20 protein-coding genes and 1 pseudogene are annotated in these 23,838 nt (G+C 66.8%); 3 read left to right on the forward strand and 18 right to left on the reverse strand.

The window, feature by feature from the left end; translation table 11 throughout:
• Positions 1-143 precede the first annotated feature (143 nt).
• Positions 144-2,051: a 1-deoxy-D-xylulose-5-phosphate synthase gene (gene dxs / locus LC490_RS18595; RefSeq protein WP_223621153.1), complete on the forward strand. Its 1,908-nt coding sequence runs from the start codon at positions 144-146 to the stop codon at positions 2,049-2,051.
• 102 nt (positions 2,052-2,153) lie between these two features.
• Here the strand turns inward: dxs and LC490_RS18600 are convergent, their stop codons facing one another.
• Genes LC490_RS18600 through LC490_RS18610 form a run of 3 tightly spaced genes read right to left on the reverse strand, consistent with a single transcriptional unit; the run spans position 2,154 to position 4,432 of the window.
• Entirely contained in the window at positions 2,154-2,486 is a 333-nt protein-coding gene (locus tag LC490_RS18600; RefSeq protein WP_031370371.1) for a DUF3325 domain-containing protein, read from the reverse strand.
• 10 nt (positions 2,487-2,496) lie between these two features.
• Positions 2,497-4,077 carry a PepSY-associated TM helix domain-containing protein gene (locus LC490_RS18605; protein WP_223621154.1) on the reverse strand — a complete coding sequence of 527 codons (1,581 nt, stop codon included), beginning with the start codon at positions 4,075-4,077 and terminating at the stop codon, positions 2,497-2,499.
• A gap of 10 nt (positions 4,078-4,087) precedes the next feature.
• Positions 4,088-4,432 carry a hypothetical protein gene (locus LC490_RS18610; protein WP_223621155.1) on the reverse strand — a complete coding sequence of 115 codons (345 nt, stop codon included), beginning with the start codon at positions 4,430-4,432 and terminating at the stop codon, positions 4,088-4,090.
• Positions 4,433-4,794: 362 nt separating this feature from the next.
• On the opposite strand from LC490_RS18610, the gene LC490_RS18615 reads away from it, so the two are divergent.
• Complete coding sequence (locus LC490_RS18615; RefSeq protein ID WP_223621156.1) at positions 4,795-5,802, forward strand: TraB/GumN family protein; 1,008 nt, start codon at positions 4,795-4,797, stop codon at positions 5,800-5,802.
• A gap of 34 nt (positions 5,803-5,836) precedes the next feature.
• Here the strand turns inward: LC490_RS18615 and LC490_RS18620 are convergent, their stop codons facing one another.
• From LC490_RS18620 to LC490_RS18645, 6 genes and pseudogenes are all read right to left on the reverse strand, one after another.
• Positions 5,837-8,392, reverse strand: a complete 2,556-nt coding sequence (locus LC490_RS18620; RefSeq protein WP_223621157.1) for a PEP/pyruvate-binding domain-containing protein — start codon at positions 8,390-8,392, stop codon at positions 5,837-5,839.
• A complete protein-coding gene (locus tag LC490_RS18625) occupies positions 8,389-9,069 on the reverse strand; it encodes a TetR/AcrR family transcriptional regulator (RefSeq protein WP_223621158.1) in 681 nt (226 codons plus the stop codon). The genes LC490_RS18620 and LC490_RS18625 overlap by 4 nt, the downstream gene beginning before the upstream one ends.
• 115 nt (positions 9,070-9,184) lie before the next feature.
• Positions 9,185-9,925: pseudogene (locus LC490_RS18630) on the reverse strand (YoaK family protein); the annotation flags it as partial.
• 89 nt (positions 9,926-10,014) lie between these two features.
• Positions 10,015-11,016 carry a glucokinase gene (glk, locus tag LC490_RS18635; protein WP_223621265.1) on the reverse strand — a complete coding sequence of 334 codons (1,002 nt, stop codon included), beginning with the start codon at positions 11,014-11,016 and terminating at the stop codon, positions 10,015-10,017.
• Complete coding sequence (locus tag LC490_RS18640) at positions 11,013-13,082, reverse strand: glycoside hydrolase family 97 protein (protein WP_223621159.1); 2,070 nt, start codon at positions 13,080-13,082, stop codon at positions 11,013-11,015. Before LC490_RS18640 ends, glk begins: the two co-directional genes overlap by 4 nt.
• 20 nt (positions 13,083-13,102) lie before the next feature.
• Positions 13,103-15,847, reverse strand: a complete 2,745-nt coding sequence (locus LC490_RS18645; protein WP_223621160.1) for a TonB-dependent receptor — start codon at positions 15,845-15,847, stop codon at positions 13,103-13,105.
• Positions 15,848-16,457: 610 nt separating this feature from the next.
• Here LC490_RS18645 and LC490_RS18650 point away from each other — a divergent pair.
• Positions 16,458-17,114 (forward strand): substrate-binding domain-containing protein, encoded by a 657-nt coding sequence (locus LC490_RS18650; RefSeq protein WP_223621161.1) that lies wholly within the window; start codon positions 16,458-16,460, stop codon positions 17,112-17,114.
• A 252-nt stretch (positions 17,115-17,366) separates the two neighbouring features.
• Here the strand turns inward: LC490_RS18650 and LC490_RS18655 are convergent, their stop codons facing one another.
• The 9 genes from LC490_RS18655 to LC490_RS18695 form a co-directional block, all read right to left on the reverse strand.
• The gene (locus tag LC490_RS18655) at positions 17,367-17,519 is read right to left on the reverse strand and encodes a hypothetical protein (protein WP_223621162.1); all 153 of its coding nucleotides are present in this window, start codon (positions 17,517-17,519) and stop codon (positions 17,367-17,369) included.
• Between the two features lie 223 nt (positions 17,520-17,742).
• Positions 17,743-20,211, reverse strand: coding sequence for an SGNH/GDSL hydrolase family protein (locus LC490_RS18660; RefSeq protein WP_223621163.1), 2,469 nt, complete (start codon positions 20,209-20,211; stop codon positions 17,743-17,745).
• Positions 20,208-20,483, reverse strand: coding sequence for a hypothetical protein (locus LC490_RS18665; RefSeq protein WP_223621164.1), 276 nt, complete (start codon positions 20,481-20,483; stop codon positions 20,208-20,210). Before LC490_RS18665 ends, LC490_RS18660 begins: the two co-directional genes overlap by 4 nt.
• The gene (locus tag LC490_RS18670) at positions 20,465-20,872 is read right to left on the reverse strand and encodes a hypothetical protein (protein WP_223621165.1); all 408 of its coding nucleotides are present in this window, start codon (positions 20,870-20,872) and stop codon (positions 20,465-20,467) included. Before LC490_RS18670 ends, LC490_RS18665 begins: the two co-directional genes overlap by 19 nt.
• On the reverse strand, positions 20,869-21,090 hold the full coding sequence (locus tag LC490_RS18675) for a hypothetical protein (protein ID WP_223621166.1): 222 nt from the start codon (positions 21,088-21,090) through the stop codon (positions 20,869-20,871). Before LC490_RS18675 ends, LC490_RS18670 begins: the two co-directional genes overlap by 4 nt.
• The gene (locus LC490_RS18680; protein ID WP_223621167.1) at positions 21,087-21,413 is read right to left on the reverse strand and encodes a hypothetical protein; all 327 of its coding nucleotides are present in this window, start codon (positions 21,411-21,413) and stop codon (positions 21,087-21,089) included. The genes LC490_RS18675 and LC490_RS18680 overlap by 4 nt, the downstream gene beginning before the upstream one ends.
• Positions 21,410-21,799 carry a M15 family metallopeptidase gene (locus tag LC490_RS18685; protein WP_223621168.1) on the reverse strand — a complete coding sequence of 130 codons (390 nt, stop codon included), beginning with the start codon at positions 21,797-21,799 and terminating at the stop codon, positions 21,410-21,412. The genes LC490_RS18680 and LC490_RS18685 overlap by 4 nt, the downstream gene beginning before the upstream one ends.
• A gap of 24 nt (positions 21,800-21,823) precedes the next feature.
• Positions 21,824-23,473, reverse strand: a complete 1,650-nt coding sequence (gene terL, locus LC490_RS18690; protein ID WP_223621169.1) for a phage terminase large subunit — start codon at positions 23,471-23,473, stop codon at positions 21,824-21,826.
• Positions 23,463-23,837 carry a hypothetical protein gene (locus LC490_RS18695; RefSeq protein ID WP_223621170.1) on the reverse strand — a complete coding sequence of 125 codons (375 nt, stop codon included), beginning with the start codon at positions 23,835-23,837 and terminating at the stop codon, positions 23,463-23,465. Before LC490_RS18695 ends, terL begins: the two co-directional genes overlap by 11 nt.
• Position 23,838: the final 1 nt, after the last annotated feature.

Below are 23,838 nucleotides of genomic sequence, written 5' to 3' on the forward strand. Positions count from 1 at the left end.
TGCGGCAATCCGCCGCGGCGTCCGGTTTTTCCCCGGCACGGCGCCTTGCCGTGCCTGCTGTCTGAACATGAAGCGGCCGGACTTCTTGCTCGCCTCACGCGGGGGCGGGACAATGACCGACTAGCTGAAGACAGATGGTCGTAATGATCGATTCGCAGCGCTACCCGCGTCTTTCCCGTATTCAGGTCCCCGCCGACCTGCGCCGGTTCCCCGAAGAGGAGCTCCCGGCGATCGCCGAGGAACTGCGCGCCTACCTGATCGAACAAGTCGCGCTGGTGGGCGGCCATTTCGGCGCCGGGCTCGGCGTGATCGAACTCACCGTGGCCTTGCACTGGCTGTACGAAACCCCGGTCGACCGACTGGTGTGGGACGTCGGCCACCAGTGCTACCCGCACAAGATCCTCACCGGCCGTCGCGACGAGATCCACACCGTCAAGCAGAAGGATGGCGTGGCGCCGTTTCCGAAGCGTGACGAATCCGACTACGACACCTTCGGCGTCGGCCACAGCTCGACCTCGATCTCGGCCGCGCTCGGCATGGCGCTCGCGCTGCAGCACGCCGGCGACGAGCGCAAGGTCGTGGCGGTGATCGGCGACGGCGCGATGACCGCCGGCATGGCCTTCGAGGCGCTGGCCCACGCCGGCGGCCTGGAAGATCCCGAGCCGAACATGCTGGTGATCCTCAACGACAACCAGATGTCGATCTCCGAGAACGTCGGCGGCGTCACCAAGATGCTCGGCCGCCTGACCAGCAGCCGCACCCTCAATGCGATCCGCGAAGGCGGCAAGAAGCTGCTCGGCGACAAGCGCAAGCCGGCCGCGAAGTTCGTGCGCCGCTGGGAAGAGCACTGGAAGGGCATGTTCGTGCCCTCGACCTTCTTCGAGGAAGTCGGCTTCCACTACACCGGCCCGATCGACGGCCACGACCTGCCCGCGCTGCTGCACGCGATGAAGACGCTCAAAGGCCTCAAGGGCCCGCAGCTGCTGCACATCATCACCACCAAGGGCAAGGGCTACGAACTCGCCGAGGACGACCAGATCGGCTATCACGCGGTCGGCCCGTTCGACCCCGAGAAGGGCCTGATCAGCAAGCCCGGCGCGAAGAAGCCGAGCTATACCGATATTTTCAGCGAGTGGCTGTGCGACATGGCCGCCGCCGACGAACGCCTGCTCGGCATCACTCCGGCGATGCGCGAAGGCTCCGGCCTGGTGCGCTTCAGCAAGGAATATCCGAAGCGTTACTTCGACGTCGCCATCGCCGAGCAGCACGCGGTGACGCTGGCGGCCGGCATGGCCTGCGAAGGCGCCAAGCCGGTGGTGGCGATCTACTCCACCTTCCTGCAGCGCGGCTACGACCAATTGGTGCACGACGTCGCCATCCAGAACCTCGACGTGCTGTTCGCGATCGACCGCGGCGGCGTGGTCGGGCCGGACGGCGCGACCCACGCCGGCAACCTCGACCTGTCCTACCTGCGCTGCGTGCCGAACATGGTGGTGATGGCGCCGGCCGACGAAGACGAGTGCCGCAAGATGCTCAGCACCGGGCATCGTTACGAAGGCCCGGCGGCGGTGCGTTATCCGCGCGGCACCGGCCCCGGCGTGGCGATCCAGCCGAGCCTCGACACCTTGCCGATCGGCAAGGCCGACCTGCGCCGCAGCGGCTCGCGCGTCGCCCTGCTCGCGTTCGGCGCGATCGTGCCCGCGGCCGAACAGGTCGGCGCCGAACTCGGCCTGACCGTGGTCAACATGCGCTTCGTCAAACCGCTCGACCGCGCCCTGATCCTGGAACTGGCCAAGACCCACGAAGGCTTCGTCACCCTCGAGGACAACGTCGTCGCCGGCGGCGCCGGCAGCGGCGTGGCCGAGTTGCTCGCGGCCGAGGGCATCGTCCTGCCGATCCTGCACCTGGGCCTGCCCGACGAATTCCAGCACCACGCCAGCCGCGAGCAACTGCTCGCCGAAGCGGGACTGGATGCGGCCTCGATCCGCGCCTCGATCCTGCGCCGCTGGCCGCAGGTGAGCGCGGCGCCGGTGCAGACGGCGATCGGGTGATTCATGCATCAAGCGACGGCTCACGCCGTCGCTTTAGAGTAGGAGCGGCGCAAGCCGCGACCGTGATGTCGCCGAAGCGACGCGTGCTGGTTTCGGCGGGCCCTACCCCATCCAAACCGGCATCAGCACCAGCGCGCTGAGCACGCTGGCGATGGCGATGCGGGTGCTCGCGCGCGGCGCGAGCGTCATCAACAAGGTCCAGGCCAGCGCCGACAGCATCAGCGCCGCGCACCAGAACACCGGCCCCTGCGACCAGCCCCAGCCGGTAACGAACAGGGCGAAGTCGAGCACGAGCAAACACCAACCGGCCGCGCGCAGCCAACGGCCGCGGCGCGGGTCGAACGCACGCGCGAACAACTGCCGATGATGCTTCTCGAGTCCGAGACTGAGCAGACACCAGGCCGCGACACCGAGACTGAAACCCAACCACAGCATGCGACGCTCCTCAGTGATCGGCCACGGCCGTTTCGTTGACCGCGGCATCGCCACGCGCGGCGCGGCCGCGCGCGGGACGCGCCGGCGCCGGCTCGCGCGCCTTGGCGAACGAATGCCGCGCGAGCCAGGCGAAACCGACACACAAGCCGAGCGCGGTCAGGTCGACGCCGGCCAGAGCCCAGTCGCCGCGCGCGATCGTCGCGAACACATGGCTTTGCGGCGACGTCGCCAGGTTGACCAGCGGAATCAGCGCGCAGGCAACCGCGTTGAGGGCGAAGAAATGGCCCCAGCCACGACTGCGCACCGCCGGGATCGCGGCGTACAGCGAAGCCAGTATCCAGACCGCGCAGAACACGCCGATCTCCCAGCTCGCGCGTTCCGCCGTCGCGGCCGGGATCAAGCGATTGGCGATCAACATCGCCGCGCTCGCCAGCGGCATGCCGCCGACCACGCCGAGATTCAGCGCCTGCACCAGCCCATAGCCCGACCAGGCGCCGGCTTCGGCGACCTTCTTCGCGCGCTTGGCGACCCAGACCTGCATGCCGCTGGCGATCATCACGCAACCGGCCAGGCCGAGCACGAAGTACAGCCAACGCAAGGCGCTACCGCCCCATTGCGCCATGTGCAGGCCGCCGAGGAAGGTATAGGTCTTATAGCCGGACTTGAACGCGCCCGACTCGTGCAACAGCTTGCCGTCGTTGGCGTCGTAAAAGACCTGGTCGAAGTTCCAGGCGACCGCACGGCTGTGGTCGCCGCCGAACGAGATCGTCGCGCTGGTGTCGTCCGGGTGGTGCACGCTGACCCAGGAGATCGGCTGGCCCAGGCGTTCGCGCGCGTCGGCGATCAACTTGTCGATCGGATAGATCGACTTCAGCGGCCGGTGCGTTTCCGGGCGCTCGTAGCTGTCGCTGGCTTCGACATAGAACTTCTCGACGTCGCCGTCGTAGGCCGCGAGCAGCCCGGCCGGCATGTAGTTGGCGACGAAGATCGCCACGCCGGTGTAGGCGATCATCAGATGGAACGGCAGGCCGAGCACGCCGGTCAGGTTGTGGCCGTCGAGCCAGGCGCGCTGTCCGCCGCTGGCGGGGCGGAAGGTGAAAAAATCCTTGAAGATGCGCTTGTGGATCACGATGCCGGTCAGGATCGCGATCAGCATGAACATGCCGGCGATGCCGACGATGTACATGCCCCAGGTTTCCGAATGCAGGTTGTAGTGCAAGGTGAAGAAGAACTCGCCGCCGGCGGTTTCCGGTATCGCCTGGCCGGTGCTGGTGTCGATGCTGATCGCGTCGTGCGGGCCGGCGTCGTAATACACCGCCGATTGCAGCGCCGGGCTGCGCTCGCTCGGCAAGGTCACGTAATAGGCGTGCGGATGCGGCTTGGCGATGCCCTGCAGGCCTTCGATAGTCCGGCTCAGGTCGATGTTCGCGACCGGGGTCTTGCCGTGCAGCGCCGGCTGCATCCAGTGCGTCAGTTCTTTGTCGAAGCAGGCGATGGTGCCGCCGACGAAAATCACGAACAGCAGCCAGCCGATCACCAGACCGGCCCAGGTATGCAGCCAGGCCATCGCCTGCGAGAAGGTGTTCTTCATGCGCGCGGGCTCACGGTCGGGCACCGAGTTCGGGGAACAACGCGGCGATGCCGTACAAGGCGATCGCCCATAGCGCCGGCGCCCAGCACGCACGCCAGGGCGTGCGCGCGGCGAAGGCGTACATCGCGACGCCGCACCAGACGAAGAAACACAGCAGGCTTGCGGTAACGACCCGATCGTTACGCCCCAGCGGCAACACCAGGGTCAGGAAGGCGGTCGAGGCGTAGGCGACGGCGTAGCCGATCGCGAAGGCGGCGAATGCGCGCACCGCGACTTCGCCGCGATAGCGCCACGACAAGGTCGGGCGTGGCTTGCGGGCGGGCACGGAAGCCGCAGGAGCGAAGGTCTGGGTCATACGCGGATCATGGCCTGGCCGGTCCCCGCGGCACTCCGGCCGGATGGATGGCGAAGCGTGCTCGGAGCGTGCTTGTAATGGGGCGAGCTGCCAGTCTAATTGGCAATGGTTCTCATTTGCAAACCACTCGCATCGCGCCGCATCCTGCCGGGCGCTCCACCCCGCCGTGCTGGCAAGTCGTGACCAAGTCATGGCCGCGCCGTGGCCGAGCGGTCGCTCGACCGAGCTTGCGAACCGGCGCAGTCGCGCACCGGCGCACAGTCCGTACAAGTCCAATACAACTCTGACCCACAGTCCGCCCCCGGGACCGGCTACGATCCCGGCTTCCGCTGAGTCCCATCCCCCGCTCAGGAGCGTCACGGATGCGTCGTGCCCTTTTTGCCGTACTGCTGTTGGCCTCCACCGTCCTCGCCCAGCCCGTTGCCCACGCCCAGCAGGCCGCGCCGCCGGCCGGCGACATCCGCGATCTCGACACTCTGGTCGTCACCGGCGAGCAGCCCGGGCCGGGCATGTGGAAGGTCGTGCGCGGCGGCCACGTGCTTTGGATCCTCGGCACCCTGAGCCCGCTGCCGAAGGACATGACCTGGCTGTCGCGCGATGTCGAAGCGGCGATCGCCGAGTCGGAGGAAGTGATCGCCCCGCCCTCGGTCAACTTCGGCACCGAGCTCGGCATGCTGCGCACGATGATGCTGATCCCGACCGCGCTGAAGGCGCGCAAGAATCCCGACGGCAAGACCTTGCAGGAAATCGTCCCGGCCGATCTCTATGCGCGCTGGCTGACGCTCAAGGCGCGCTACATCGGCCGCGACGGCGGCGTCGAGAAATGGCGGCCGATCTTCGCCGCGCAGGAACTCTACGAAGCGGCGATCCGCCAGTCCGGGATGACGCTCAAAGGCGTGGTCCAGCCGGTGGTCGAGAAGACCGCGAAGCAACATGGCGTGCCGATCGTCGAAGCCCGGGTCACGGTCAAGATCGAAGACCCGAAGGCCGCGCTCAAGGAGTTCTCGGCCAGCGCGCTCGACGACCGCGAGTGCTTCGCCAAGACCTTGTCGCGCATCGAAGGCGACCTGGAGTCGATGCGCGCACGCGGCAACGCCTGGGCGGTCGGCGACATCGCCAGCCTGCGCACCCTGCCGCAAGGCGATCAATACCGCACCTGCCTGGAAGCCCTGGCCACCACCGGCGTCGCCAAACGCCTGGGGTTCGGCGATCTGCGCGAGCGCGTCACCGCGACCTGGCTCGAACGCGCGCAAGACTCGCTGGCGAAGAACCGCAGCACCTTCGCGACCTTGCCGGTGTCGGACCTGCTCGAACGCGGCGGCCTGCTCGACCGTCTGCGCGAACAGGGCTATACCGTCGAAGATCCCTGAGCGGCAGCAATCGAACCCTTGCGCCGCTGCGCGATCAATCGCGCAGGCGGCGCACCCGGCCGCGATGGCCGTCGACTTCGATGCGCTCGCCTTCGCTCAGCTCGCCCAGAATGCCGGGCAGGTTCGCCACCGCCGGAATGCCGAACTCGCGCGCGACGATGGCGCCGTGGGACAGATAACCGCCGGTCTCCATCACCAGCGCGCCGGCCTTGAGGAACAACGGCGTCCAGGCCGGATCGGTACTCGGCGCGATCAGCACATCGCCGGTTTCGAGCGCACCCGCTTCGCGCGGGTCGCGGACGATGCGCGCCCGCCCGCTGGCGCGACCGGCGCCGATCGGCGTGCCGAACCAGGCCCCGTCCTCCGCCTCGTACACCGCCCTCGCAGTGCTCTGCGCCGCAATCGCCGCGAATTCGCCGTGTTCGACCACCACTTCGGGTTCGGCCGTCGCTGCCCAGCGCAGGCGCATCGCACGACGTTCGTCGGCGCGGGCCTTGGCATGACGTAGGCCGAGCCGGCCTTCGGCTACGGCGCACAGCTCCTCGGCGGTCAGATCGAAGACTTCGTCGGCCTGTCCGAAACCACCGTCGCTGCACAGGCGCTCGCCCAGCTTCATGGCGAGACGGCGTATCGCCTCGAAGTAAGCCATCAAGGCGCTGCGTGCGGCCTCGCGCTGGTTGCAATCGACGATGGCGCTGCGCAACAGGTGACGGATCAACGGCCGCAGCCAGGCCGGTGTGCACGCGCTCAGACGCTGCCAGGCCTGCGCCGAAATCTCGCGCTGGCGCTGTCGCAAGGCCTCGGCGTCGCGTCCGACCAGGGACGCCACCATGTCGAGCAGATAATCCGGTTGCTCGCGCCAACGCGGCTGGCGCAGATAACTCTCGGCCACCGCGCGGTGGCCGTAGCGTTCGAGAAAGCCGGCGAATTCGCGGCGGAATGCGCTGTTCTGCGGCAACTGCACCGACCACTGCCCACTGTCGCGCCCAGCGCCGCGCAGCCACGCCAATGCGGCTTCGTCTCCGGCCGCGACCTGCGCCAACGCGATCAGGTCGTAGCCTTGTTGCGCGGTCACGCTCGCCTCGCCGCCGGCCATCAACGCCGCCGTCAGCGCCTGCCCTTCGCCGGGACAACGTTTGTCGACCAGGTCGACGAGAGTCGTCAAGGTGCCGCCCGCCGAACCTTGCAGGAAGAACAATTCGTCCGCGGCGCGCACCTGCGCGACCTGTTGGCGCAATAGCGCGGCGAGCCCGCGATTGCCCTGCGACAAGTCCTGTGCGCACCAGGCCCGCGCCTGTTCGCGCGCACGGGCCAGGTCCGCCGCCGCGTCGCGGCGTTTCTTCAGCGAGCGCCGCATGAAGCGCAACAAACGTCCGCCGCGTTGCGCACGTGCGCGCCAGGATGGCGCCGGTACCGCAATCGTCCCCTGGCTGCCGCCGAGCAAGGCGTTGATCGCCGCCGGCGCGATGCCGTAGGCGTCATGGCCCTCCCATTGGATCAACGACGCCTCCAGATAGACCCGGCCGTGATGCAGGCTGGCGTGGGCGACGCCGGGCAGTACCCGATAACCGCCGAGTTCGTAACCGAGCGTCAACATGCGATCGGCAGCGATCGCATACAACGACCAGTCCATCGCCGACAGCGGCTCGGGCAGGATTTCCTTGGTGTTGCCGCGCGTCCACAGGCTCGGCTGCTGCGACAGCGCCGGATAGGTATGGCGCGCGCTCGCTGTGACCGGTCGTGCCTGCACGATCCAGAAACGTTCGCCGTCCCAGACCCACTCGACGTCGAAGCGCGGCCGGGCGAAATCCAGCGCTGCCGCGGCATCGCGTGCAAGCGCGGCGATCTCCAGGGCGCCCGCCGCGGTCAGCACCGCGCGCTGGGCCAACTCGCGCGGGGTCTCGGCCAGTTCCGTGCCGCCGTCGGCGCGTTCGCGCGTTTGTTGGCGCTTGGCGCCGATGCGTTGCTCGATCGGCTCCAGGCCGTCGTCGATGCGCCGCACTTGCAGGCGGTATTCGTCGACGTCGGCATGACCGCCGACCAGGGCCTCGCCGAGCCCCCAATGCGCATTGATCAGCACGCGGTCGTCGCGGCCGGACAGCGGGTCGCAGGTGAAGACCACCCCGGAAGCGACCGCAGGCAACAGCGGCATGATCACCACCGCCATCGCCGTGTCGTCGGCCGCGAAGCCGAAACGTTCGCGATAAGCGACCGCTGCAGGCTCGCGCGCCGAATCCCATACCGAGACGATCGCGGTGGCGAGCGCCTGCGCGCCGCGGACGTTGAGGCAGGAGCGATGCAGGCCGGCGAACGAAGCGCGCGCCGAATCCTCCTGCGGCGCCGACGAACGCACCGCGAGTGCGCGCTCGCCCCAACCGCGGGCGTGTATTTCCTCAAGAATGGATGCCAGCAATTCCGGCGGCACCGAGCCGTCCTCGGCCCGTTCGCGGCTGGCCGCGGCAGCGATCACCAGGCCGTCCGGCACCGGCAAACCCAACGTCGCCATCCGGCCGAGCTGCCAGCCTTTGCCGCCGGCCTGCGCAGGCCCGGCCTCGGCCGCGGCCGGCCAGTCCAGCAACGCGGCGCTCATCGCGATTTCCGCGCGCCGACCGGACGGCTCGCACCATGCACGAAGACATCGACGATCGCGGCGAATTCGTTGTCCAGATCGCCGTCCGCGCTCGCCAGCCAGCGCATCAGCGCGGCGAGATGCAGATGCTGCAACAAGCTCGCCAGGTGCGCCGGCGACAAATCGTCGCGCAGTTCGCCGCGGCCCTGCCCGGCTTCGATCAAGGCCTCGAACAAACGCTCCATGCCGCTGCGTTCGCCCTCGTCGTCGCGCGCACGCGCCGCGGCGTCGACCTGCCGGAAACGGAAGCGCAGGTAATGCGGCAGATACGCGCGCCGCCCCTGGTACCACTGCGCCGAGGCCTCCAGCCAGCGCGACAGGCGCGAAACGAAGCCGGCGGGCTCGCGGACGCTGTCGCTCGGCCCCTCCATGGCGCCCATGGCCGAGGCCAGCTCGCCATGGAACTGATGCGCCAGCAAGGCCTCCTTGACCGGAAAGTGGTTGTAAAGCGTGCCCTTGGCCACGTCGGCGGCCTCGGCGATCTGCTCCATCGTCACCGCTTCGAAGCCGCGCGCCTCGAACAAACCGAACGCGGTCGCGGCGAGATGGTCGAGGGTCTGGTTACGCTTGCGCTCGCGGCGGCCGGGCTCCGCTGCAGGTTCGCGCACGGGTTCGGGCTGCAGTCTGGGAACGGGCATGGCCTTGACCTTGGTGAACTAAGGACAATTTTATACATCGTTCAATTTTAATGACAAGCCCTGGCCGCGGCGCCAGGACGATAGGCCGGCAACCCGCCGGACGCCTCGCTCAACGACGCGAGCGCACGTCGTCCAGCACCGGCACCAGGGCCAAGGTCATCAGCAGGGCGGCGAGCGGGATCGTGGCGCTGAAACCGATCCGGCCGAACCCGACCGCCCCGGTCACGCCGCCGACGAAGAACGCGGCGACCAGAATGCCCAAGGTCCTGAGCTTGCGGGGATTCGCCGCCACCCGCGGCACGCTTTCGCTGTCGGGGGTGCGATTCCAATAGGCGAGCTTGCCGAGCTCGATGCCGAGGTCGGTGATCATGCCGGTGACGTGGGTCGTGCGGATTTCGGCGCGCGACAGTTTGGTGATCATCGCGTTCTGCAGGCCCATGATGAAACACAGCACCATCACCGTGACCGACACGAACAACAGTTGCCGCCCCTGCAGGCTGGCGCCCAGCAGACCGAACGCGAGCAAGAGGCCGGCCTCGATCAACAACGGCAGAGCGAACTCACTGTGTAGCCGGCGTCGGCGTGCCCAATTGATCAGGATTGCCGAACACGCGGCGCCGGCGAGGAAAGACAGCAAGGCGCCGAGCCCGTCGAGCATCAACCCCAGACTGCCGAGCGCGAGGTCGTCGGCCATCGCCGACAAAATGCCGGACATGTGCGAGGTGTATTGCTTCACCGCCAGAAAACCGCCGGCGTTGACCGCGCCGGCGACGAAGGCCAGGTAATACGCGAGGTGGCGGTCGGCGCCCGGACGGCGTTCCTTGCCGGTCAGGTTACGGAGATAAGCGACAGGCATTCGGCCCTCTGCACAACCGCGCCGGCGAATCGCGACGGCCTGCATTATCGCTCGCGCGCGGCGATGCGGCTCGTTCCGCGCCCGTCCGCCTAACTCGCCGCCCGATACTCGTCCGGCAGCGCATGGCGGGCGTAACTCGCCGCACCGAGCAAGCCGGCATGCGGGTGGGTGATCGCCAGCACCGGCACGGCCGCCATGACCGGCGAGAAGCGCCCCTTGTGCTCGAAGCGTTGCCTGAACCCGGAGCGTTGCAACGAGTGCAGCATCTTCGGCACCAGCCCTCCGGCCAGGAACACGCCGTCCCAGGCGCCCAGGGTCAGCACCAGGTCGCCGGCAACGGCGCCGAACAACGCGCAGAAGATGTCGATTGCGCGCAGACAGCGCGCATCGCCCTCGGCCGCCATCGCGGTGATGTCGCACGGCTGCAGCGGACCGGGATCGGTCTTGGCGATCTGGCTCAGGGCGCGATGAATGTTGACCAGGCCCGGGCCCGAGATCAGCCTTTCGTTCGACACCCGACCGAACTCCTTAGACAGATATTTGAGGATCTGGATTTCCTCCGGCGTTCCCGGCGCGAAGCTGATGTGGCCGCCTTCGGTCTCGAGCGGGTGACAGCATCCCTCGCGCACGATCAACCCACCCACGCCGAGCCCGGTGCCCGGCCCGAGCACGGCGTAGTTGCGCGCCTGTCGCGGCTCGTCGGGCCGCCAATCGGCACCACCGACGCTGACCACGTCCTCGGGCTGGAACAACCGGATCGCCATCGCCTGCGCGGTGAAATCGTTGATCAACGACAAACGCTCGAAGCCCAGCATCGCCCGGGTGCGTTCGGTGGAAATCACCCAGGGATGGTTGGTGATGCGCGCTTCCTGCCCGGCGACGCGGCCGGCGACCGCGAACACGCCGCTGCCGGCGCTCGCCTCGACTTGCGCCAGATAGTGCTGGGCCGCGTGGCCGAGCGAAGGGAAATCGCCGACCGCGTAATCGCGCACGCTGTCGAGCCGAACCGTCGTCGATCGGTCCGCATCGCACAGCGCGAATCGGGCATTGGTTCCACCGATATCGGCCAGCAGGATATTCGGAGTCATCAGCGCCCGCCGGCCGGTGTAAAACGGATGGCCTGCCCTCCGCCCGGCGCCAAGCGGATCGACAGCACCTCGCCCCGACGCACGTCCCGGCTCTCGCGCGCAAACGAAAAACGCTCGCCCTTCCAGTCGGCATCGGCGCCGTCGCGGTAGATCTCGGCGCGATAGGTCTTGCCGGCGTCGAGGAAATCCAGCGGCACCTTCAAGGTCCGTGCGTTCTCGTCGGAAATGCTGCCGAGGAACCAGTCGTCGCCTCCGCGTTGCTTGCGCGCCACGGTCGCGTAGTCGCCTACTTCGCCGTTGAGCACGCGCGTATCCGACCAATCCACCGCCACGTCCTTGATGAACTGGAACGCCTCCGGATAACGCTCATAGTGCTCGGGCAAGTCCGGCACCATCTGGATCGGGCTGTACAGCACGACGTACAGCGCCAGTTGCTTGGCCAGGGTGCTCTGGATCGGCATGCCCTTGGCGCCGGTCAGGCTGAGGATGCCCGGGGTGAAATCCATCGGCCCGGCGAGCAGCCGGGTAAACACCAGATTGGCTTCGTGCTCGGGGGGATTCGGCGGCTTGCCCCAGGCGTTGTACTCCATGCCGCGCGCGCCCTCGTTGGAAATCCAGTTTGGGTAGGTCCTGCGCAGGCCGGTGCTCTTGATCGGCTCGTGCGCGTTGATGGCGATCCGGTGCCTGGCCGCTTCCGATACGACCTTCAGATGATGGCGCGCCATGTCCTGGCCTTCGTGCCAGGCGCGACGCAGCTTGCCGTCGGCGCCGCGCAGCTGGATATCGCCGGCATCGGCGACATAACCGGTCTTGACCGCGTTCACGCCCATGCGCTGATACAAGGCCAGCGCCGCCTCCAACTGCGATTCGTAACGGGCGACGTTGCCGGCGGTTTCGTGATGGCCGATCAGCTGCACACCCTTGGACTTCGCGTACGCGCTGAGCTTGGGCAGATCGAAGTCGGGATAGGAACGGCTGAAATCGAACTCGCCGCCGTCGCCGAACCAGTGCCCGTCCCAGCCCAGATTCCAACCTTCCACCAGCACGCCCTTGAAGCCGTTCTTCGCGGCGAAATCGATATGGCGGATCACGTTCTCGTCGGTCGCGCCATGGCGCGGCCCGGAGGACCAGGTCTTGCTGTCGAGATGCATCTCCCACCAGACCCCGGCGTACTTCATCGGCTTGAACCAGGACACGTCGCCGAGCTTGTTCGGCTCGTTGAGGTTGAGGATCAGGCTCGACATCGCCAGGCCACCGGCATCGTCGGCCACCTGCAGCGTACGCCACGGGGTATGGAACGGGGCCAGGCGCACGACTTTGCCCACACCTTCGCCCGGTGTCAGCACGCTCTTGAGCCGGCGACCGTCCACCCGCACCAGGTTCATGCCCGAGTAGTCGACCAGGGCCGCCTCGTGGATCGAGACATGGGTTCCGTCGGCCAACTTCGCCGTGACCGGTGTCTGGGCGAAGCCGATCGCCTCGATGGGCGTGCGGCGATACAGGTATTCCTCGCGATTCCATTCGCCCGCAGGGATCCACCAGGCCGTGCCTTCATGGGCCAGGTTGAACTCGGTCAGCTCTTCCTCGATCACGACCGGCTCCGGCCCCTGCTCGGGGAACTCGTAACGAAACCCCAGGCCGTCTTCGTACAAGCGGAAAACCACATCGAACCTGCGTTTCGCCCCCAGGGTTTCGCCGATCGCGACGCGCAGTTCGTTGTAGCGGTTGCGCACGAACTGACGCTCGCCCCAGGGCTGCTCCCAGGTGTCGTCGTGCGGGCTCGTGCTTTTACTCACGAAGGCGAGGTTCCGCTCCAGACGCCCGCTGCCGAGCAACATGCCCAGACGCGAGTCGCCGATCAACGCGACACCCTTGCGATCGACGCGATAACTGAGTTTGCCCTCGTCTTCGACGACGACGCTGACCTTCAGACTGCCGTCGGGCGATTGCGCCTCGGCGACGGTCGCTGCGCGCGCGGGCTCGAAGGGCGCCAACAAGCCTCCAAACAACGACAGCGCAGCCGCCATCGCGCAACGCTGCCGCCAGGATGAAACGAACACGATTTTCATCGGAAAACTCCACTCGACGGTCAAAAGGCAACTCGCACGCCCAGCTCGAAACGCCGCGCATAGGGCTCGTAGAAGGTGGTAAAGCGCTTGTCCATCGCGTAGGTGTGCTCCTCTTCCTCGGTGATGTTGTAGATCTGCAGGAAAGCGGTGACCGCATCATTGAACTGATAGCTGCCGCTGAAGTCCAGGAAGCCCGAGGCGGCGGTGGTGGCCGGCGTGTTGACCGGCCCGCACACCGAGCAGGCGACGTACTTGTCGCGGTACGAGTACGACAGCCGTGCCGCGATCGGCCCCTTCTCGTAGATGGCCTGCAGGTTGAGGGTATTCCTCGACACGCCGTCCAGCGTGGTGGTCTTGCGCGCGCCGTTGATCGTCACCTCGGCCTTGCTGTCGACGTAGGTGTAGTTGATCTGCCCGCCGAAACCGCTGGGGAACATGTACTGGTAGGCCGCTTCCAGGCCCTTGAGCTTGGCCGTGTCGCCGTTGAGCGGCGCGGTCACCTGGAAGGTCTGGCCCAGGATCGTTTCCGGGAACAGGCCGGAGGTGATGAAGCCGTCGATGTTCTTGTAGAACGCCGCGACCGAAGCCGCCGCGCCCTCGTCGCCGTACCACTCCAGCGAGAGGTCGAAGGCATCGGAGCGGATCGCCTCCAGCTTCGGGTTCCCGTTGCGGGTCACCCGCGGCGGATAGCTGTTGATCTCGTAGTTCACGTCCACGCCGAGTTGCAGGAAGGTCGGCCGGGTGATGGCGCGGGAAGCGGCGGCGCGCAATTGCAGGTGGTCGTTGAAGCGATAAGTGAAATTGGCCGACGGCAGCCAGTCGTCGTAGTTGTGATCGACGTCGACCGGGCGCACGTCCGAGAAGGTCGGCGTGTAGTTGGTGCTGTTCGGGATCGGCACCAAGGCCAGCAGTTCCTGGGTATGCCCCTTCGAGACCAGGTCGGTACGCACATAACGCACGCCGACGTTGCCGTCCCAGCGGTCGCCGCTGAAATTGGCCTGCAGATAGGTACCGTATTGATCCTCTTCGATCTGCGACGACGAACGCTGCTGCAAGCGCGGGGCGATGGTCGCGTTGAAGTAGTCCTGCCCTCGCAACTTGATCGCCGCCGCGAACAAGGCGTTCGCGTCCAGGGCCGGCCACCGGTTGCGCCCGCCCACCAGGCCGGCGCGGTATCCGCCGTCCGGGAACGGCACGACGGCGTCGATACCGGCTTCGCCGAGGGTATCGCCGAAGCCGCAATAACCGCAGCCGCTCGGCGAAGCGTAGTACTGCTTGTCCTTCTGCCGGCTCGAGTAGAACAAGCCGCCTTCCAGGACCGCCATCACATCGCCGAAATAAGTGGTGTAGTCGAGATCCACACGCGTCGAGAACGCCTCGTCGCGGGTCGACTCGCCCTTCGGCTCCATGAAGTGCAGGCCGATTTCGTCGTTGCTGACGTCCAGGCAACTGCGCCCGTCCGGCAATACGCAAGTCACGCTCGGCACCGGGCTGGTCGCCTCGTAACGATAGCGGCCGCCGTTGACGCCGGCGACGGTGAAATAGCTCTTGCCGCTGTTCGGGCGATCCGCGACCGAATAGGCCAGGTCGAACACGGCGGTCAACTTGTCGGTCGCATGGAAGCGGGTGTTCCAGCCCAGCTGGTACAGGTCGACCTTGCGCTCCTTGCTGTCGGTGCCGATCTCGAGCGGGGTGTTGTCGAGATCGAAGGAAGTGATCAGATAGCGATTGACGCCGCCGCCGTTCCACGGCGCCAGGGTCGCATTGGCGAAGCGTCCCCAACCGTCGTTGCTGTAGAAATTGACGTTGTAGGAGTAACTGGTCTCGGGCGTGTCGTAGCGCGAGTAGAACGCATCGACGGTGCTCTTCAGGCGGTCGTTCGGCTCCCAGGTCAGCCCGCCGACCCAGCTCAGGCGCTCGCGCTCTCCGGTCTTGACCTGATAGGAAATGATGCCGGGGAACGCGCCGCGCCCGTCGCTCCGGTCGTCGCGCACGCCGTCGCCGTTGGAATCGGTGGTCTCGGTGCTGCGCGCGAAACTCTCGAACGTGTCCGAGCGCCACTTGCGCTTGTAGTAGTACAGCCCGCCGAAGACGCCGACGGTGTTGTCCTTGAAGGTGTTGCTGGCGACGAAACCCAGGCGCGGGGTCGTCTCCGACGAGGCCTCGTCGTACAGCCCGCTGAAAGAGCCGTTGAAATGCCGCCCAGGCCGCGACATCGGGTCGAAGGTCGACAGCTCGACCAGGCCGCCGATGCTGCCCTCGATCTGCGATGCGGTCGGCGACTTGTATACCGTCACCCGGCTCAAGGCTTCCGCCGGCATCACGTCGAAGCTGAAATCGCGGCCGGCGTTGTCGGTGGCGAGGACGCGGCCGTTGAAGGTGGTCAGGTTGAACTGACTGTTCAAGCCGCGGATCGAAACGAAACGGCCCTCGCCGCCGGAGGTGCGGGTGATCTGCACGCCGGTCACGCGTTGCAGCGCATCGGCGATGTTGGCGTCGGGAAACTTGCCGACGTCTTCGGCGCTGATCGTGTCGCTGATGGATTTTTCTTCCTTCTTGCGATCGGACGAACGCTCCAGGCTGCCGCGGATACCGACCACTTCGATCCTGTCCAGGTCGGTGACCTCCGGAACCGCATTCGGTTCGGTCGCTTTGCCGGCAGCGGCCTCGACGGGCGCGTTCTGCGCGTGCGCCCGCTGACTCATGGATGCGATGCCCAGCAGGCAGGCAGCGGCCAAGGCCGCCAACTTCGGTGTCTCGCTCATCGGTGTCACCTCCCGCCGCCGACATGACAGCGCTGTCATAGCGGACACTAGTGCAGAAAATTTGTGCCATGCAATTGCTGCAAACCAGTGTGTCCTTCCATGACAAAACACCTTAAAACTAAGCACATTCCTTAGATCGATGCGCCGACCCGCGAGAAACCATGCGATTGCATTCGTAACGGCCGAGACTGGCCAAGATCGATCCGCGCTCGCGCAGCAGCACAGCGCTGCAGGAATCCCGCATCGCCCTTAGTTTCTTATGCCGAATCAAACGTTTGGCCCCCAGTCGTGGTCCGTCTGGCAATTCGCGCTAGCGTCGAATCGGGGCCCGGCATCTGCGGCGGATGCGGGCGCACTCGTGCTTGCATCCGCTGCCACAACGGCCGGAGCTTGTCGGGCAAAGGACGGCTACGCTCACCGGCACACGGCGGCGAATTGCTGCAAGCGCACAATCCGCTTGCGCAAACACACACTTTGACGCCGCCGACGGACGCACGAATGCGGCCACGGCCCGTCGCTTCGTTCGTGGGCGCGGTACAACGCAGTCGCCGGACTGCGATCGCTGCCGTCGAACCGCCGCGCTGCCCTCTCCGCGCCGCAGACTCCGTCCTTGAATCACTCCGACGATGCCGCGCCAGGGGACAAGAAATTGCGCCTGGAAGACATCGCCAAGAAGGCCGATGTTTCGATTTCGACGGTTTCGCGCACTTCGAACGGCGGCGCGCGCGTGAATGCCGAAACCCGCCTGATGATGATCAGCCTGACCCAGCATGCCCGGCACACCGCGCCCGGCCGGCGGCGCGCTCGCTCGATGCCGGCCAATGCCGCCAGCGACATGCTCGCGATCGGCGCGATGCGCAGGCTGAAGCGCCACGGCCTGCGCATTCCCGAGGATGTGGCGGTGGTCGGCTACGACGACGTCGAGATCTCCACCTACACCCGCCCCACACTCTCGACCGTCCGCCAAGACCCGGTCCAGGCAGGCCGCCTGTTGGTCGCAAAAGCGCTGCTCGCCCACGAGGGACAGAAGCCGACCTCCCAGCGCCTGCCTCGTGCGCGAGTCCTGCGACGCGTAGGGAACCCGCTCGAAGGGCGGCTGGCCAGGAGTTCAACCCAGGCTCGACCGTCACCCGCCCATACCCCGGCACAAAACGCGTGCGCTCGGCCGCATTCGCCATACGGCGAAGCGCGGACATGCGATAGCTCCGGCATCGTTACCCGGCAGGACGTTGAGTCTGGGAAAGGCCTTGGCCTCGAACGCCGATGAATATCGGCAGCGTCCATCCCGCTGGGATGGAGGACCGCGCGCCCTGCGTGAGGCAGCCGGTCTTTAGAATCTAGTGGTCGGGACGGCCGGATTTGAACCGACGACCCTCTGCCCCCCAGGCAGTGCGCCACACGCGCCTAACCGCATGATCTGCATCGAAAACAGGCCCCAAACCGGGGCCGAAAAACCGATCATTTCGCTCTTGTGCGATCAATAGCTTACGAGCCGATAGGGTGGAGCACGCCGGGCTATTTAGCCGCGCCGCATGGCCTCCACTTCATCCAATATCCGGTTGGCATACTTAGTCGCCCAGGCCGCCACATAGCGCAGCGCCGCCTCGCGGGTGCCGAACTCCCGGTAGAGCCTGTGGCTAAAGAGCCGGCGGTGGGTGCCGATGTTGGTCACCCATCGTCCTACCCCCTCCGACACCGCGGCAACGAACATCGGATACCCGAGCACGACGATGTGCCGCCCGCTCGGCGTCGCTCGGCGGTGCTGCTTGACGTGTGGCAGGCACCAGGCGAACCGAGGCGGCAGCGCCGGCAAGGACGCGACGTCGGGAGGGATCAGGCCGGGCGGGAGGGAGACCACCCCGGCATCGTAGCGCCGGCGGTCTCAGTGGCTGAGATCAGCCCCCCGACTCGTACCGGATCGTGTCGAGGGCAACGAAGGTCGCGCCCGCAGCGTTGTAGATGACCATCGTCCCGTTGGGGTTGACGTTGATCGTCGCGGGCGCGGCATTGCTGTTCGGGCACAGGAAGCGGCCGACCACGTTGGGCCGGAGGTGCTTCGGCAGGGTCAAGATCGTGGTCCCGTCCGTCAGGGTGCCGGGCGCCAGGTAACCGGAGAAGGACACGGTCCCCTCGTTGCTCACGGCCACGTACGGCGGCTCGGCGCCGGCAGCCCAGCCATTGGCGTAGGTGGCGACCAGGGCGGTTTGGACGCGGTCACGGCGGGGCTTGGGGACGTAGGCGCCGGCCAAGGCTCGAGCGAGCGTCCAGCCGATCGCGCGGTAGCCCGCCGAGGTCGGGTGGATGTTGTCGCGCAGTAGGGAGTCGAGGACGCTGGAGCCCAGGTAGGAGGCCAAGGCTGCGCCGGTGTACTGCGGCATGTCGACGCACTTGACCCCCCGCAGCGCGCAGAGGCGCATGATCCGGGCCCGGTGGTCGGCGCCGAGCCCGACCCCTACGGTGGCCTGGCCGTCGCCGCCGGCGTCGGCCTGGCTGTACCAGATCGGCGGGATCCATACGATCGGGGTCGCGAAGTTGGCCGCGCAGATGGTCAGCATCGCGTCGATGTTCGAGATCAGCGTGGCGGCCGATCCGCCGAACTGAATGTCGTTCGTGCCGATGCAGATCAGGATGTGGGACGCCCCCTGGGTACCGTTTGCGGTCAGCGTCGCAAGCTGGGTCGTGGAGTTGGCGCCCGAGACGGCCTGGTTCGTGATGGCGTTGACCCGAATGCCGAAGCTGTACTCCAGCGCCTCGCGGAACGCCGTCGGCCAGCCGCTGTGAATGTCTGCGGTCATCGAGTCGCCGACCAAGAGCGCGGTGATCCCGAGCTTCCCGCCTGCCGGCTTGTCGCGCCAGCGCGTCCAGCCGTTGACGAAATAGGTCGAGCTCCCGGTCAGTCCCTGCACGCCGAAGCCGGCGTCGGTGATCTCGCCGGCGACCGTCTGGACGTTGGTCACCTCGACGCCGTTGAACAGCACCGAGAACCGGTTCCGGTCAATGATGCGAATGGTCCAGTAGCCGTTTTCCGGGTAGTACTGGGCCTTGTCGTAACCGTTGTAGGTAAAGGCCGAATCGGTCGCCGCCTGCGCCAGGAGCTTGCCGCCGAAGTGCGGCGCCGCCGCCGCGCCATCCGCGTAGACGTAGTAGTAGCCGGCCGTGGTGCGGATCAGCGCGGCGCGCCGGTATGCTCCCGTCGCCGAGAAAGCCACCGTGATCTCGTCGCCGGGGCGGATCGTGGCGAACGTCGCGCGCATGACGCCGTCGACGCCGATGCTGTTCCAGGCGACCTGATCGGCGACCGCGGTCTTGTCCGCGGAGGCATCGACCCAGGAGTCGCTCACCTTGAAGTTGACCTTCTCGTGCACCACCGGAGCGGCCGAGACGTTGACCTCGGAGGTGGTCGAGTGGTCGATGTCGCCATCGCCGAGGTAGAGCGACTTCTGGGCGAAGTCCTTGCTGTTCTCTGGCGTCAGCCGGTAGTTGTAGTTCTGCGTGGTCACGCGGACCGGCACCGCGCGCGCGACCTTGATGCCGGAGTAGAGCGCGAAGGGGCCGCGGAACGACACGGACGGGTCCGCATCGATCGTGACGCCGGACAGATCCGGGTCACTGGCGAAGTAGTAGATGCCCGCGGCCGCCATCCTTGGGAACCGAACGGTGCCGTTCGCTGCGACGGCGGCCCTCGCGGCTATGAAGGGCCCGCTGTTGTCGGTCGTGTCGTCGTCGCTGCCGCCGAAGTCCAGGATGCTCACGGTCTCCGCGACCTTGTCGCCGAGGGATCGGGGCACCGCGCCGGCAGCTACCTGAGCGAACACCACCAGGTCTGCGCCCTTGCCGGGGTCGTCCGCGGCCAGGTCGCTGCGCAGCAACAGGTCGCCGCCGCCAACCGGGTCGCCGTTCTCGATGCGCGAACCATCCGCGGCCCAGGTCAGCACCTTCAGCGGGTCCGACGCCGGCAGCTCCAGATTGACCACGCCGTAGGACTCCGGCGGCAGACGCATGGTCAGCCCGATCGCGGCTGCCAACTGCTGGATCTGCATCACCGCCGAGTCGTAGTTGATGTTGACTTCGGTCGAGCGAATATCGCCGGAGAACTGGAAGTCGTCGCTGCGCTCGTAGGGCATCAAGCGCTGGCGCACGACCGTGGCGCTCGCCGCCGGCCGGAAGCCAGGTAGGAACGTCACGTTTCCACCGTTGTTATTGCCAACGCCATCGACCGTGTAATGGACGTTGAGCGTCCGCTCGACGCCATCCACCCGCACGTTGAGGTGTCCGGCCGCGAGGATGCGGAAATCGTAGGGGAAGACGTCGGTGACGCCGTTCGCGATCGAGACGTTGATCGGTTCCTGGGAAGGTACGGTCATGGCTTTTTGTCCGGCGGCTGAAGGGCGCGGATCTCGCGCATACGGGCCGTGCACTCGTCGAGCGCGGCCTTTCTGGAATTGGCCAGACGAACGGCCTCCCCGTAGGTGTTCCCCTGTTTCACCACCTCGTCGCAGTCGCGAGTCAGCTCTGCCGGGACAGCGACATACGTCGGGACCGGCACGCGGACTACCGCCGGCAGCACAGGTTCCGACGGCGGCGAGGTCTGGCATCCGGCCAGGCCGAGGACCAGGATCATTGAATAGCGGCGCATGACGTTGCCTCCAGCAGACGTTTGCAGTCCGGGTCGGCCTTGGCTCGGTCGATCTCGGACGAGATCACCCCCAGACGCTTGCGGTAATCCGCAGCGGCCATCAGGGCGCGTTCCTTCGCGAATTCGGCTTGGCGCTGCTTCTCGGAAGCGCGCTCGACGGCGGCGTCGGCCTCGTCGGTGACGACTTTCAATGCGTATGCCGCCGAGGTCAGCGCCCGATGCGAGCGATCGAGCGCATCGCCAGCCTGGGTGAGCGCCGTGTTCTTCGTTGCGAGTTCGGCCTTGTGCGCAGCCTCGGCGCTGCGGACGCCACAGCCGCGGCCGAGCAACAACAGAGCGAGGACGACGCCAGCCGCCCCACCCCACTTGGCTACGGTGATCGGGCTCATGACTTGTCCTTCGGCTTGTTCTGGCAGATGAAGCGAGCCACGAAGCCGGCAGCAGCGATGCCGCGCACAGCCCAGGCGAACGGCGCCGGCAGCGCGCCGGGTTCGAGCAGCCCGAGCGCCTGGAGCGCCGGATAGGCTTCAGGGGCCGCCACCAGCAGGGCGAACGCCCACGTGCTCCAGAATCGCCAGCCTTCGCGCCAGTTCTCGATCAGCTTCATTTGAGACCCCTCGTCCCGCGCAGCTCGCGCAGGTCTTCGTCGTGGCGGTCGACGCGCACCTTCAGTTCGGCGACGTCGCTGGTTAGCGCCGGCACGTTGGCGAGCTGCGCGCTGATCGTGGTCAGGCTGTTGTTGGTCACGGCCTGCTGCTTCGACAGCTCGGCGATCGCTTTGCCCTGGTCGTCCAACCGGCCTGTAACCGTGCTGGCCGCCCAATAGCCAACGGACACGAGCGCGGCGGCAGCGATGCCTACCAGCGCTCGCTCAACCGGCCCAAGTCGGAACCGGAGCTGGCCGTCGTGTTGTTCGGCTTGCACGGTCACCCCGGGTACTCGGCGAAGGGCAACTGGAAGTGCGGACCGTCCTTGAAGGACTTCCAATCCCCGCCCCACTCCAGCGGGACGCCGAGTTCACGGGCGGCCTGCTTCATGGCTGCGGCGAGCTGCGGATACAGCGGCCAGTCCCAGCGAATGTCCTTGCCGACGATCGCGGCCAAGTCCACGGCGTGGCCGGTGATGTGGCGGCTGCGCAGGGTCTTCGAGGCTCCCGCGTCCTTGAGCTGGCGCTGGCGCGCGAGGGAGCGCAGACCTTCGGTGACGACGAAGTCGACCTTGGTCAGCTGAATGGCGCGCTCGACGACCCTGACCAGGTCCGGGTGCACGCCCTGCAAGTTGTCCTTCGAGCGCTTGGAGAGGTAGAAGCCGGCCATGGGGTGCCCCCGGTTGGCGCAGGCTCAACGCTCGAAGGTGACCTCAAACGCGCCTGCTGATGGGCGCCAATCCTGTTGCTGGTGCGGGGTCGGATTCCCGACCAGTTTGCCGACGCGCTCGGGCACTTCCACGCAGGCCGCGGCGAGGGCGTCGATGTAGTCGTCGTCCTGGTGGTCGGATACAGCCGGGTTCCACTGCTTCATCTGGTCCCAAAGGCCGTCGTCGGCGTCGAGCACGGAGACGTGCGCCCACAGCATGCCGCGGGTCATGAGCAGTGGTTCGAGGCTCTCCAGCATCCGGCGGTTCTTGTTCGAAGTGCTTGGCTTCTCGGAGACGCCGCACTGCAACCGGCGCTGCTTCAGCGCAGCCTTCATTACGGCCGGCGCGAATCCACCGATCCCGTTGTTCTCGATGGTCACCCGCGGCACCTGGAACTGATGGATCAGGTCGCACAGCTGGTAGACCTGGCCGCCGATGATCTTCTTGCCGCTGTCGTCGAACTCGGCGACCTCGCCAGTGAGCTTGATCATCCGGTGCGCGTAGCGGCGCCCCTCCTCGTCTTGGACAACCAGGCAGGCAGCCGAGACGTCGGATTTGACCTTCCCACTGGACGGGTCCCAGCGCAGCGCAGCGGCCACGATCTTGACGTCGCCGAGCCACATGCTGACGACGTTGTTGACGAAGCGAATGTCGATCTCGCAGTCGTAGGGGGTGATCCGCTCTGGGTCGAGCCGGACCTCTTCGATGGGCTTGGCTTCGAGCATGTACTGAGAGTCCCAGGCGTTGAGGGTGCGGGTCTCCTTGCGGCGGCGCTCCAGCTCGGTGCGGTCAAATCGCTCCGGCCAGGCGCAGTTCGCATAGATGTCGATCACCGCGGCCGGCGGCTGCTCGAAGATGACCTCGCCACGGACAAGCCGGTAGTCGACGTTCTCGACCAGCAGCCGCGCGCCCTTGTGAATGCCGGTGAAAACGTACAGCCCATCCGGGCCGGGCTCGAAGTCGATGGGGTACCGGAGCTTCTTGCTCGTGTCCGTATAGCGCTTCGCCTGCTCGAACAAGGCGATCTTAAGCACCGCCGCGCCGGCTGCGATCCGCTCCGGATAGATGGAGTCGTGGGTGTGCGGGGTGCCGATCATGGTCTTCTGCGCGCCAGGCACCGCGATGTGCGTGGACTCGCTAATGCGCTGACGCAGCTTGAGCCGCGCCTCGGGAGTCTCGATGTTGCCGGGGACTTCGATGTCGTCGAAGTCGACGTCGTCGGCGCGGGCGCCGGTCGCGTTCGAAGTCACGCCGACCGCGCGCATGCTGGAGTTGCGAGCGTCGCGGTTGCCGACGACCCAGAACCGCTTTGCGCCAGGCTTTGGCGGCAGCATGCCGCGGCACAGAGGGTGGTTGCGCAGGACGTTGATCGTGTCCGCGGTGAGCATGCCGGCGGTCTCATTGTCGGCCGACCAAACGAGCGAGCGGTGCGCCCGGTTGCGGAACAGCTTCCAGGCCTTGTAGACCGCGTAGATCGTCGACTTCGCCGCGCCGCGGAATACCATCAGCACCCGCTCGGGGTCATCGCACTGCTCCAGCCAGAGGCAAATCCGGCCGTGCAGGTCGGGCACTGCCCAGCCCTGGACCTTCGCCCACATGTGGAAGAACGTCAGGAAATCGACGTTACGGCTCATCGGGCGACGGCACCTTGGCCCCGCCGCGGCGGCTCAGTCGGGTCAACATCTTCTTCGCCTCGCGCTCGGCATCGGCGATCTCGGCATCGAGCAACCCCTCACCTTCCGCCGCGGGGTCGCCGTCGGCTGGCGTCGTCTCGCCGCGGCGCTGGATCATCCCCAGCAGCGAGCCGATGCGGATCGTCAGGCTGATCGTCGCGACCGCGTTCTTCTTGCACCAGTAACGGTCGCCTCGCTCGTCCTGGGTCATGTGCTTGGGCAGCACGCCGTCGCCGCTCCAGTTCACCGGATCGGCCTCGGTGAGGAACTGCTCGGTGAGCTTTTCCTCCAGGGCCTGCATCCGTAGGTATTGGTCATCGCGCATG

The organism is Lysobacter sp. ESA13C (assembly GCF_019970005.1).
Classification (GTDB): Bacteria; Pseudomonadota; Gammaproteobacteria; order Xanthomonadales; family Xanthomonadaceae; genus Lysobacter; species Lysobacter antibioticus_B.